General features: G+C 67.7%; 7 protein-coding genes. 4 read left to right on the top strand and 3 right to left on the bottom strand.

The window, feature by feature from the left end:
• Position 1: 1 nt before the first annotated feature.
• The 3 genes from POL25_RS26545 to POL25_RS26540 all read left to right on the top strand — a co-directional run bounded on the left by POL25_RS26545 (position 2) and on the right by POL25_RS26540 (position 5,164).
• Entirely contained in the window at positions 2–3,466 is a 3,465-nt protein-coding gene (locus tag POL25_RS26545) for an RHS repeat-associated core domain-containing protein (protein WP_272088996.1), read from the top strand.
• Positions 3,444–3,845: a DUF6960 family protein gene (locus POL25_RS45005; protein WP_373372114.1), complete on the top strand. Its 402-nt coding sequence runs from the start codon at positions 3,444–3,446 to the stop codon at positions 3,843–3,845. The genes POL25_RS26545 and POL25_RS45005 overlap by 23 nt, the downstream gene beginning before the upstream one ends.
• A gap of 431 nt (positions 3,846–4,276) precedes the next feature.
• A complete protein-coding gene (locus tag POL25_RS26540) occupies positions 4,277–5,164 on the top strand; it encodes a hypothetical protein (RefSeq protein WP_272088995.1) in 888 nt (295 codons plus the stop codon).
• A 14-nt stretch (positions 5,165–5,178) separates the two neighbouring features.
• Here the strand turns inward: POL25_RS26540 and POL25_RS26535 are convergent, their stop codons facing one another.
• Positions 5,179–6,942, bottom strand: coding sequence for a serine/threonine protein kinase (locus POL25_RS26535; protein ID WP_272088994.1), 1,764 nt, complete (start codon positions 6,940–6,942; stop codon positions 5,179–5,181).
• Between the two features lie 262 nt (positions 6,943–7,204).
• Here POL25_RS26535 and POL25_RS26530 point away from each other — a divergent pair, with 262 nt between their 5' ends.
• Positions 7,205–8,869 carry a hypothetical protein gene (locus POL25_RS26530; RefSeq protein WP_272088993.1) on the top strand — a complete coding sequence of 555 codons (1,665 nt, stop codon included), beginning with the start codon at positions 7,205–7,207 and terminating at the stop codon, positions 8,867–8,869.
• Between the two features lie 9 nt (positions 8,870–8,878).
• On the opposite strand, the gene POL25_RS26525 is transcribed toward POL25_RS26530, so the two are convergent.
• Positions 8,879–10,594, bottom strand: a complete 1,716-nt coding sequence (locus tag POL25_RS26525; protein WP_272088992.1) for a serine/threonine protein kinase — start codon at positions 10,592–10,594, stop codon at positions 8,879–8,881.
• A gap of 6 nt (positions 10,595–10,600) precedes the next feature.
• Positions 10,601–12,367, bottom strand: coding sequence for a protein kinase family protein (locus tag POL25_RS26520; protein ID WP_272088991.1), 1,767 nt, complete (start codon positions 12,365–12,367; stop codon positions 10,601–10,603).
• Between the last annotated feature and the right edge of the window lie 12 nt (positions 12,368–12,379).

The following is a 12,379-nucleotide window of genomic DNA, read 5'->3' as shown; positions in this document are numbered from 1 at the left end:
GATGGACGGGCAAACTCCACGGTGCGGCGCGAGCCAGGGGCTGCGATGGGTCGGTGATCCGGTCGACGTCGTCACCGGTGCGCTCGCGGATGTCGCGGCCGAGTTCACGCTGCCGCTCGGGCCATCGCCGGAGGCGGGGGCGATCGTCTGGCGGCGCTACTACAATACGCTGGACCTGAGCGACGGCCCGCTCGGCCATGGCCACACCCACGAGTACGATCGCACACTGCGGGCGGTGGTCGACGGCTGGCTTTACACCCAGCCGAACGGCGAGACGGTGCTGTTCCCGTTCGCGCCCGCCGACGAGGTCAGCGAGTGCGCGCGCTTCTTGCTGAGGCCGGTGGGCCGCGGCTTCGTGCTGCAGGACCCGGACGGGACGGAGTACGCGTTCGCGGTCGCGGACCCGGCCGCGGTCGCGCGCCCGCACAGGGTGTCCCGGGAGACAGGTTCGATCGCGCTCGAGCACGATGCGCGCGGGCGACTGATAAGGCTCAGCGACGCCACCGGCGTGACCGTGGTGACGATCGAGCACGCGGGCGATCGGGTGCAGACGATCTGGTTGTCCCGCCACCCGGAGCGGGCGCAGGGGCAGCCGCTGGCGCTGATGCGCTACCAGTACGGCGATACGGGCGACCTGCTGGCAGCGACCGATCGCTACGGGCATGCGCAGCGGTTCACCTACGACGCGGCGCACCGGATGCTGACCCGCGTCGATCGCTGCGGCTACAAGTTCGAGTACTTCTATGATGGCGCGGGCCGCTGCGTGCTGTCGCGCGGGCACGATCGCAACGGCGAGGTGAAGCTGCGCTACATGCCCGAGGCGCTGGCGACCGAGGTCACGCGGGCCGACGGCGGGGCCTGGCTTTATCGCTACGACGGGTCGCTGTCGATCACCGAGATCATCGACCCGTACGGCGGGATCCGCCGCTTCGAGTACGACGATTCGGGTCGACTGACCCAGGAGACAGACGCAGGCGGCGACACCCGCAGCGCGGTGTACGACGCCGCCGGCGAGATCGTCGCCTGGCGCACCGCGCACGGCGGGATTCGGCCGGTCGAGAGCCCGTCGGGGCCGCTGCCGCACCGGGTGCCGCGCACGCCGGCGGAGCTCGAGCTCGGCGATCTGGCGGCGGAGATCCTCGAGAACGCGCCGCTGGCGTCGCCGGGGCTGGGGCCGCTGCTGACGGGTGGGGCTTCGATCTACTCGCATGTGTTCCCCGAGCGCGACCCGCGGGCGCAGGTGCGGCGCGACGAGCTGGGCCTGCTGGTGGAAGAGCGCGGGGCGGCCCCGTCGCCGCGGCGATGGGCGTACACCCCGAACGGCTGGGTGCGCTGGTATTCGGACCACGACGGCGGGCGTTACGAGTTCGAGTTCGCCGGCGGCAATCTGCGCAACCTCGCCCGCGACCCGCTCGGGCGGACGATCCGCTACGAGTACACGCTGACCGACCAGATCGCCGCGGTCACCGACCCGGCCGGGAATCGTCACACCTATCGCTACGACCTGCGCGACGCGCTGACCGAGGTCCGGCATTACGAGCAGCTGGTCGAATCGTACAAGTACGACCGCGCGGGCAACCTGACGGCGAAGCACGACGCGCGCGGCCAGCTGCTGGTGTCCTATCAATACGGCGAGAACAGCCTGAAGTCGGTGCGCCGGCTCGCCGATGGGGAGGAGCATCGCTACGCCTATACGCCGGCGGGGCAGTTCGCGCGTATCGAGTGGTCGGGGCGGACCCTCGAGTTCGCGTACACGGGGCTGGGGCGGCGTCGGAAGGACTTCCGCGACGGGCGCGGGGTGGAGCACGCGTTCCTCGCCGACCGGCTGCAGGCGACGACGGTGCTGGGGCGGTTCACGACGCGCTATCAGCGGGTCGACGCCGGCACGCTCGAGATCACCGACCCACTCGGAAACGTGCATCGCCTGGTGCTCGAGTCGGACGGGGTGGTCACGCGGCACCTCGCCTGCGGGGCGCGCGAGCTGACGCAGGTCGACTCGCGCGGGCATGTGCGCGAGAAGCACCTGTTCCCCGTCGATAGCAACGAAGATCCGTGGCGGCGGCGATTCGCCTATTCGGCGGAGGGTGACCTGCTGGCGGTCAAGGACTCGGAGCGCGGCGAGACGCGCTATCGCTACGACGCGGCGCACCAGCTCGCGGGCGTGACGCGGCCTGATGGCGCGAGCGAGGCGTACGGGTACGACGCGGCCGGCAACCTGGTCGAGGCGCCGCACCTGCCGGCGGCGGCGATCGGGCCGGGCAATCAGCTGGTGATGGCGAACGGCGGCAGCCTCGGCTACGACGGTCGCAACAACGTGGCGGAGTGGGAGCGCGACGGTCGCTCGCTGCGCTTCCAGCGCGACGCGCTCGACCGCCTGCGGGCGATCGAGGGCCTGGACGCGCCGTGGACGGCCGACTACGACCCACTGGGGCGGCGGGTCCGCAAGACCTTCGGCGCGGCCTGGACCGAGTATTTCTGGGACACCGACCGCCTCGCCGCCGAGCTCCACAGCAGCGGCCGGCTGCGAGTGCACGTCTACGTCGACGACTTCTCGCTGACGCCCTGGCTGATGATCGACTATGATTCGGTCGATGCCGAGCCAGGCAGCGGCAAGCTCCACTACCTCGTCACCGACCAGCGCGGTGCGCCCGTCGCGGCGCTCGATGGTGATGGGCGGCGAGTGTGGTCGGCCGAGCTGGCACCGTACGGGCTGGCGAAAGCCGAGGGGGAGCTCGAGGTCTCGCACCGACTTGCGGGGCAGCTTTATGATGCGGAGACTGGGCTCTGCTACAACCGGTTCCGGTACTACAGCCCGGAGCTCGGGAGGTATCTCGAGGAAGACCCGGCAGGGACGGGCGGGGGGCTCAACCTCTATGCGTATACGTGTTGCCCGCTGGTGCAGTTCGACCCGCGCGGGCTCGATACTTGTAGCGTTTGTGGAAAGGAGCACGAGGGAGAAGATTGCCCTGAGCGCAAGGATGCTGATGCTACAGCTACTTCGAGTACGCTGGATTCATATTCAGCGGGAGGCGATAAATTATCGTCCGTGGACCCCTCGACAAAAGCTGCGGACGAAGCTGCTGGTGTCCTGGTCAACGGTAAGTACATCAAGAACCCGACGGCGGTAAAGATCACAGATCTTCTTTCTGCAACCGGAAAGATTGGAGACAGTCGCACAAGTGGGCAATTCATGTACGTCGTAGATAAACATGGCGCCATCACAATTGGCACTCGGGCAGGTCAACGCATGCCCCACCCAACTCTCATCGGCGGTGCAGATCCGAGGGTGCAAGCTGCAGGAATCGTCGATATCCGCGGAGGGCGAATCTTTTCGGTCGACAACGCTTCCGGACATTTCAAACCAAAAACTGGGGCTCTCAAAGCTGCCGAAGAAGCGTTCAGCAATCTCCCTACAGGTGCCTTTCATCGAAACTTCCAGGGTTATGTGCCCTACTACCGAAAGTAGCAATAAGGTGTCAAAAATTTGTGCACAATGGGGTTTATATCAGTGGTTCGAGGAGCATGGACCAAATCTGATCCACCCCGACGATCTTGATGCGGTTCGGAAAGAAACACCTGGAAATCGTGTTCTACAGGTTGTCAACGAGGATGAGGAATTTCTTACGCTCAGGTCTGGGGATTACGAGTTTCGCGGACGCCCGAGCCTGTTTAAGAAAATCGACGTGCCCTTGCGAGCGTTTGGATCGGAGGTGGAACTCCGGGACGGCCGGCGCGGATATATTACAGATATTCGCTGGCATTTCCAAAAACGCCTGCCCATGTACCACTTGACGATTGGCGGGAAATTGAACAAGAGCCGGTTTTGGGAGTCCGACTTTATATAGGCTCGACCATACCAGGTCATGGATTGCACGACCCAAGTCGGCCGGCGCAGGGCGCGATCGGGGGGCGGCGCCTGGTCGAGCAAGCGGCCGACACTTGGAGGTGTCGGCACTGGGGTACGAGGAGACTGCGGAGCGGTGGCTGTGGCGGCGTCGACAAAATCTCTGCTTGGGCTCGTTCGAAGTGTGCACAGGTGAGCCTGCACTCGCATGGACGATCAGTCCACGTGATTGACGGCGCTCTCGCTAGCTGTTCGGTATGGTCGGTCTCGACGAGCTTCCCGCGCGAAAGCGAGTTTGCTACCCTGGCATCCGGAGCGACATTGTCGGAGGCAACACCCAGCGCACCTTCACCGCGACCTCTGCTCCGCAGCCTCCTCGCGCTCGCGCTGTCCGTCGAGCTCGGCAGTCCTTCGCTCGCTCGGGCTGCGGTGGTGGCTCCGAAGGACTTCGACCGCGAGATCGAGGTGCTCGTCGAGCAGCACAAGTTCGAAGAAGCCGCGGTCCGACTCGCGGACGAACTGAGGCGGCTGCCGGAGCGGCGGGACACGCGGGGACGGCGAAACGATCTGGCCGTCCGGGCGGCCAACGTGTACAGCGAGGCGTTCCGTGCCGAGCCGGACGACTGCGGGCTCGCAGGGGCGGGGCTCGAGCTCGCGGACGAGTATCTGCAGGGTCTCTTGGCCGTGTATGGGGCCGGGGCCGAGAACTCGGACGAGTACGTGGGCATGTCCGGGCTGCGAGAGGGGCTCGAGCGGGCGAGCGCCCAGCGCGGGTGTGCCGAGCGGGAGACGCCGGCCGCCGCCGAGCCTGCAATCGCGATCCAGGCGCGCACGGATGCGACGAAACAGCCAGGCGAGCGTCGTCTCGTCGTCGGTCTGGCGATCTCGGCCGGTTTCACGGCGGCCCTGCTGGCGGTGAGCCTCGGGACGGGGCTGTCTCGTTACAAGGCGCCGTTTCGCGGCGCAGCCTACAACCGGATTTATGACGCGGCGGTCGCCAGCTACGAGGACGCCGACCCTGGCAACGATGTCGCTCACGGCGTCGACGACGACATGTGCAGCGAGGCGAACGGAAGCATGGATGGCAGCGACGTGAGTGTCGCGTGCAAGCGCTGGGAGGGGCTCGGCACGGCGGCGATCGTCACCGGAGTGATGACCGGGGTCCTGGGTGCGACGACGATCGCGCTCGCGGCGGTGCTCGCCGGCAAGCGACGCAAGTCGTCGGGAGCGGCGGCGCTGCTTCGCCGCCACGGGACGAGCGTGGGGGTCGCTCCCGCCTGGCGCGGCGGGGTGAACGTATCTCTCGGCTTCGCCTTTTGACGGGCTGCCGGCGGTCAGCGCTGGCGATTGAGGATACAGGAGAGCGTCGGGGGCGCCTCGCCTGCGCCGGCCTTCGGCAGCCGCCAGGTCTTCATCTTGCCCTCGAGACAGGTGGCGAGGAGAGTCTTGTGTTGTAGCAGCGGGAAGATGGGCTGCACGGCGCCGGTCGCGGGATCGAGCTGGAAGCTCACCTTCATCTCCTCGTCCTGCTTCTGCTTCTCCACGAAGCAGTCGCGGATCGGCTTGCTGATGCACAGCTTGGCGAGCTCGCTCGCGGCTGTGGCCTTGGTGTCGACGGCGGGTCGTTTCGCGGGCTTCTTCCCGCGTGCCTTGGATTGACGCGTGTCGGCGGCCGCGGGCGGAGGCGTCGAGATCGGTGGCGTGGGGACGGGCGCGTCGACAGTCTTCGGCTGTTCGGGAGCAGTCACCAGGGCGGGCGCGGCGGGCGGCTGCGCGGGCTCCGGTGCCTGCTCGGGTGCGGGGGCGGGTGAAGGCTCGGCGAAGAAGGAGCCAGATATCAGCGCGAAGACCACTGCGAACAATGCGAGGGTCAGAAAGACCGACGAGGCGACGAGGGGGGCGATCCGGCCGGGTGCGGCCTCTTCGGCCTCTGCGGCGCCGAGGTCGGGCAAGCGGGCAGGCGCCGTGCCCCTGGATTCGGCCGCTCGCGCGACCTCGGCGCGGACCAGCGGATCGGTGGAGGGCACGAGAGCTCTGCGCCCGCTGTCGGCGGTGTCCTCGGGGATGTCGGCTGCACCCGGTCGCCCGGGAGGCGCCGCCGGTGCGGCGACGCGGGTGAGAGATCGCGCCGGAAGGCCCCTGTCGAGCGTCTGCGCGTCGTCATCGAGAGGGGTGAAGGCGGTCGCCGCGACGGATTGGAGAGCGCTCGCTGCGGGGGACTTCGGCCGGCCGACGTCCTCGAGCGCTCGCGCGAGGGCATCGACGGTGGGAAATCGGGCGTCGCGCGACTTCTCGAGGGCGCGTGCCACGACGGCCTCGAGCTCCGGCGGGACATCGACTCCGGGGAGCAATTCGCGGATCGGCGTGGGTTCCTGCAGGAGGATCGCGGAGAAGACTTGCCGCTCGTTCTGACCGTAGAACGGCAACACCCCGGTCAGCATGACGTACAGGATGACGCCGACGGCCCAGATATCGACGCGGTGATCCGGGTCGAGACCCTTGATCTGTTCGTACGCCATGTACGAATAGGTGCCGATCAAGGAGTCGCTGGCGGTCAGGCGGAGCTCGGCGCTGTCGGCGTCGGTCAGCTTGGCGATCCCGAAGTCGAGGATCTTGATGAAGTCGGGGTCGCCGTCCCGGCTCAGCCGAAAGCAGTTGTCCGGCTTCATGTCGCGGTGGATCACCCCGCGTGCGTGCGCTGCCGCCAGCGCGCGGCAGATCTGCAGCGCGATGTGCCGCGCACGCGGCCAGGGGAGCCGCTTTTCTCGACGGAGCGTCGTGCCGAGGCTCTCGCCGTGCAGCAGCTCCATGGCGATGTAGCCGAGGCCGGCGCTCGTGGTGCCGGTGTCGAAGATGTCGACGACGTGGGTGTGCTTGACGCGCGACGCGACCTGAGCCTCGCGACGGAAGCGTTGCATGGCCGTTTCGTCGCGCGTGAACTCGGGGAGCAGCACCTTGACGGCGCACAGGCGACCGAGACGGACGGCGTCCGCCTCATAGACCGCTCCCATCCCGCCGCGGCCGATCCTCCGACGGAGCCGATAACGGTCGTCGACGAGCTCGCCGATCAGTGCCTCCGCCGGGTCTGTCGTCCTCACCGGCCGACAGTGTAGCGGGCACGAGCGGTCCCTCTCCAGAGCGTCGGCGGATGCGGAAAGATGAACGGCGCTACATGCGACCTCACCGCATGGCGATGAGGAACGAGGGGGCCGTCCGGGCGCGCCTGCGGCATGCGGCAGAGCGGAGGAAGGATTGTCGAATGGGCGCCGACCGCGGGTAAATTTCCGAGATCACGGCCGACCGAAGCCGCCGGTGCCGGACCATGGACCACGGGTGGCGCTGGTGTATCCTGGCCGCCGTATGCGATTCCGCCGTCGGGTGCGTCCGCTCGTGGGGAGCCACCTCGCGCTGTTTTGCGCATGTACTCTCGATACCTACGGTATCTCGGACAGTCAGGGCGGCGCGACGACGACCTCGAAGGGGAGCGAGTCGACCGGTTCGACGCCCACGTCGAGTGCGACGAGTACCGGGTCGACCGAGACCACGGGGGACGTGACTTCGGCGGCGTCCGACACGACGGCGGGACCCGACGAGGGGGGGTGTGGCGCTCCGGCGCCAGGCGAGTCGGGCAGCCTGATCCGGCTCGTCAAGTTCTCGGGAGCCCGCTCGCAGGTGCTCCACGGGGCGGCGCTCGACCCACAGGGGAACATCTACGTGGTCGGGCAGTTCGACCGCGAGCTCCTGCTCGATGGCAGTACGATGGCGACTTCCGACACGCAGGTGCCGTTCGTCTACAAGTTCTGTCCGGACGGTAAACTCCAATGGGCACGACACGGCCAGAGCACGGACCTCGCGCTCGAGGAGTACAAGCCGGAGCAGTACCGGTTAGCGATCGCTGCCGACGCCGGAGGCGCTTACATCACGGGTCGGCTGCGCGGATCGGTCTCGTTCTCGACGGTCAGCCTGAAGCCGTCGATGCCGGAGGCCGCGTTCGTGGTCAGCTTCGACGCTGACGGGCAGCCGTTGAAAGGGGTGTTGCTGAACGCTGAGGCCGCGGCCGGGATGGACATCGCGGTCGACGGGGACGAGGTGTTCGTCGCGGGCATGTGCTACGCCCCGACTCCCTTGAAACCGACAGGGATTCTGCTGTCGAAGTTCAATACCTCGCTGAGTCTGCCCGAGGAGTCGCACTGCGTCGGTGGAGGCTCCGGCGAACTCGGCCGCAATACAACTGCTCGCAGTCTGACGCTGCGTCCCGGTGAACCGACGATGATCCTCGGGGGGACCGTGCTGATCCCGGAGGATCCGACGGCGGCCGCAGAGTGGGGACCGTGCGACGGCGGAGTCGTCAATAATCGCCACGGGTTCGTCGCCGAGGTCAGCCGAGATCCGGCAGATTGGGCGTCGGCCGAAACGCGGTGGAACTGGTGCCGCGTGTTCGGCAGCGAAAGCAACAACGAGGTCGTGCTCGACACCGCCGTTTCCGACCAGAAGATCCTGACGGCCCTCGCCACCGGCGGATCCGCGGAGGCATTGGGGACGTGCGGGATGGTGAGTCCGGCCGAGCTCCCCGGCGGCTTGTCCTTCGCCTGGGCTGCGCTCGACGGCGGCGGCTCCTGCACGCACGCCGAGTGGTTCCCGACGATCTGGGGCAGCGGGTACCTGTTCGGCGTCGAGCCGGCCGGCCCCTCGGAATTCTACCTTGCCGGTCGTTTCGACAAGACTATCGACATTCGGAATCTGCAGCTTACTTCGCTGAATCAGACGTTCTTCGCCGCGCGGCTCCCGTTGTCGCTGTCGTCACAAGTGACGTGGCATGTTCGCGCCAAGCACACGTCCGATACGCAGAAGAGCGGGGCCACGTACGTCACTGCCAACGACAGCGCGGTCGTGTTCCTCGGTTATGCGCGCGGCATCGGCGAGCTCGCGGTGGGAGAGGACAGCGTCGAGGTCGGAACCGATGACGAGCACCAGGGGGCGTCCAAACAGGCGTACGATTCGTTCCTGCTGCTCGTACGTCCGTGACCTCGACGGTCATGCCAGCGCCCAGACGATGAGGCCGACCAGGAGCAGGAGGACGAGCACGAGGTTGACCTTGAGCAGGGTCGTCCGCAAAAATTCGTTTGAGGGCGGCATCTGGGGAGAGGAGGGCTCGGCGCTCGGCGGAGAGGGGCGGTCGCCCTGTGACGCTTGAGCTTGCCGAGGCGGGTTGGGCCTGTGGACGCGAATGGCCCCGATCGTTGGTTCGAGCGAAGACGGCGGGGCCTGGATGACCGGGCCTCGGTTTCGAACCATGACGGCAGTCCTCTCTTCATCACCCTCCATGGGCGACCTCGGCTGCGGGCGAGGATCTGCGGCGAGACGAGGGTCGGCCCGCGGTTCAGATCGGCCAGGAGGCGGTGACGATTCTCGTGCAGGCCGGGGGCTCAAAACTTCGGTTCGGTCGGGAAGGGGCGATGGCTGTCCGGCGGGCGAGGGGCTCAGGACCTCGGTTCGATCGGGGGCTGAGGCGCTTGCGGGGAGCTTTTCGGTGCGCTCCTCAGGCGGTACGTGGTTGAGTCGTTTTTGAAAGACCTCGGTTCGCTCGCCGAAAGGTTCGGCCGGTCGGCTGGGCCGCGCGCTGAAGATTGGCACGCGCTCGGTGGGGGCCTCCTCGTTGTTGGAGAGGACCAGGGTGGTGTCTTGCTGGGCCGGCCTCGGCGGGAGTCGTGCGGTTCGATCGTTGGGTGGATCGTCGGTGGCTTGTTGTTGCCGGGAGAGGTTCGCTCGCGGGCTCTGCACCGACTTGTGCGGCGCGGCCCGATTCGCGAGCGGACGCGACACAGGCACGGGAGAGGGCTTGGGGCTCGGGGTGACTGGCTGGGGCTCGGGTCGGTGGGTGGACGGCGACTCGAGGCGTGAATCGTTGGCCCCCGCCGGCGAGGCTGTCGGCGGCGGACTCGCAGGAGTCGCTGGCCTGCTCACCGACAATGCAGGGAGGCCCAGCGCTTCGCGCAGGGCGGCTCGCATGGTGGCGAGGTCGGCGGGGCGTTGCTCGGGATCGGCAGCGAGCGCCCTGTCGAGCAGGCGCTCGACGGCCGGAGGCACATAGGCGAGTGAGCTCAGCAGCGGCGGCGAGGCCGAGGGGCAGGTACCGCAAATCAGCTCGTAAACAATGGCGGCGAGGGAGAACACGTCGCTGCGTGAGTCGCCCTTGTGATTCGCCTGCTCCGGGGCGCGGTACTCGACCTGTTCGGGCTGTTCGCCGGCGAGCTCGATCTCCGCGAACCCGAAGTCGAGCACCTCGACCGTATCGCCCTCGCCGACGGTGCAGCGCGACGGCGTGAGCGCGCGGTGGACGGCGCCGGTCCTTTCGAATGCATCGTGCAGGACGGCGGCGATCCGCTCGCCGAGGGTCAGCGCGCGTTGCCAGGGGATTCGTCCCTCCTGCGTGCGCAGGCGATCGAGGCCGCGATGGGCGGGAGGATCGTCGACGACGTGCGGCGGCTCGGGCGAGGTCGCGGGGACCTGCGGCGGGAGCGTCAGACCCGAAGTTTTGGCCTCCCCCGCGGCGGCCCACAGGCGGTGGTATTCAGCCCAGACCGTCGCCGTGGCGAGGGCGGGGTCGAACAGCGTCAGCGCGCGGCGCTTGCCGGTCTGGGAGTCCTTGACGAGGAATGTCAACACCGCAGCGTCGCCGCGGAGGGGGGCCAGCAGCTCGAAGCGGCCGGCGATGACGGTGCCGAGGGGCGGCGGGAACAGCTCAGGCATCCTTGTTCACCGCCAGAACGTCGAGACGATGTCGCGCTGGATCTTGTGGTGAAGGCGCTTGATCTCGAGCAGGAACCGCTGCGCTGGTTCGCAGCCGCGGTCGATGCGGGTCTTGGCGTAGCTGCCGGGCAGGCCGCGGGTCATTGCGCGCAGGATGATGACGATAAGCTCGTCCTGCCAGAAGGCGGAGCGGATCGCCTTGCGCACGCCGGGGTAGAGGTCGAGGCCGCGCAGGGCGCCGATGTCGATGGGGCGGCGCTTCTCCTGCGCGGTGTAGACCAGCGCGTGCAGCGGCTCCATGCGGGTCATGTCCTCGGACAGCAGGAAGTAGAACAGGGCGCCGAGGGCGAAGATGTCGTGGGGTTCGAGCAGGGGCCGTTCGACGATGCATCGGCGATAGTCCTGGACCTCGGGGGCGACGCCGGTGTACTTGGCGACCTTGCCGTTGTCCAGCACGGCCTCGATCTTGAGGTCGTGCACGTGCTCCTCGTCGAGCGAGTGGCTGATGAGATCGCCGGGCATGAGCGGCAGCGACAGGCCGCGCATCTCCGGCGGGATGACGAAGGTCTTGTCCTCCGCCGAGAAGGCGAGCGGTTGATCGAGGCCGACGTCCTGGCGCCGGTTCTTGGCCTCGGGCGACAGGAACGGGCCCTTGTTCTGGCCGGTGGCCTCGTCGTCGTCGTACCACGAGCGCGTGGGCGTCGCCTCGTCGGCGAGGCCGAAGTCGATCAGGAGGGTGCGAAACGTGGGGTAGCCGGTGAGGTCGTTGAGGATGTCGCTGACGTTCATCTCCGGGCGATGCTCGCCGCGCCAGTTGGACTTGCTGTTACGAATGCCCGAGAAGCGGACCATGATGTTGTCGGCCGCGAGGTCCTTGTGGATGATGCGCTTCTCGCCGTGCAGCCACGCCACGCCCTCGACGAGCTGCACGACGGCCAGGACCTTCTCGAGCAGCAACGCCTTTTCGAACAGCTCGGACGTGCGGCGCTGCAGCCATTTTTTCGGCAGCAGGGCGCCGATGCGCTCGATCCAGCCGGACTTCGAGGCCAGGGCCAGGGCGGTCGTCTCGCCGCCCTTCTTCTTCCACTGGTCCATCACCTCTTCGCGGCGGCGGCGGGCGAAGTCCTTGAGGCCGAGGGTCAGGTGCTCCATCACGATCACGTCGCGGTGGACGAAGTTGATGATCGTGCCGCGGCCCTCGACCGCCTTGTCCTGGCAGCAGGTGCGGGCGGTCGCCGACGACAGCTCCTGGACGCGGTCCATGACGCGATTGGCCGGCAGCACGTACTTGCAGGCGTTGCACTGCAGGCCGGGGTGCGCGTCGAGGTCGACGCGGGTCAGCAGCTCCTGCCCGCAATTGGGGCAGCGCGGGTGATAGACCTTGCCGCAGCCGCACAGCACCAGCGGGCGCAGCTGCAGGACGTCGAGGATGTGCAGGACGTTGACGTTGTCGGCGTCGCTCAGCTTGCGCAGGTGCGCGATCTCGGTGGAGAACAGGCGCTCGTGGGCCAGCGTCGCGTGGCTGTGCAAGATCTTGATCGCCACGCTGCGGGCCGGCTGATTGCCGATCTGCTGCTGGCCACACAGCACGCGGGCGAACTTGCCCTGACCGAGCTCCACGGGGACCCATAGCCCGCCGCGGTTGCGGGTCATGCGAAAGGCGTAACGCAGCTGCGAGTCGACCGTCTCGCGGCTGATCGCGGCCTCGGGAGGGAGGGCCGCTTGCGCGGACGCGGCGGCCCTCGCCACGGAGGTGTCTGTCGGTTGTGCCATGTTGTCGTCGAT

The sequence above is a fragment of the Nannocystis bainbridge genome, assembly GCF_028368995.1.
GTDB classification, from domain to species: Bacteria; Myxococcota_A; Polyangia; order Nannocystales; family Nannocystaceae; genus Nannocystis; species Nannocystis bainbridge.
The sequence above is the reverse complement of the archived record's forward strand: the minus strand, read 5'-3'. Positions and strand labels throughout refer to the sequence as shown.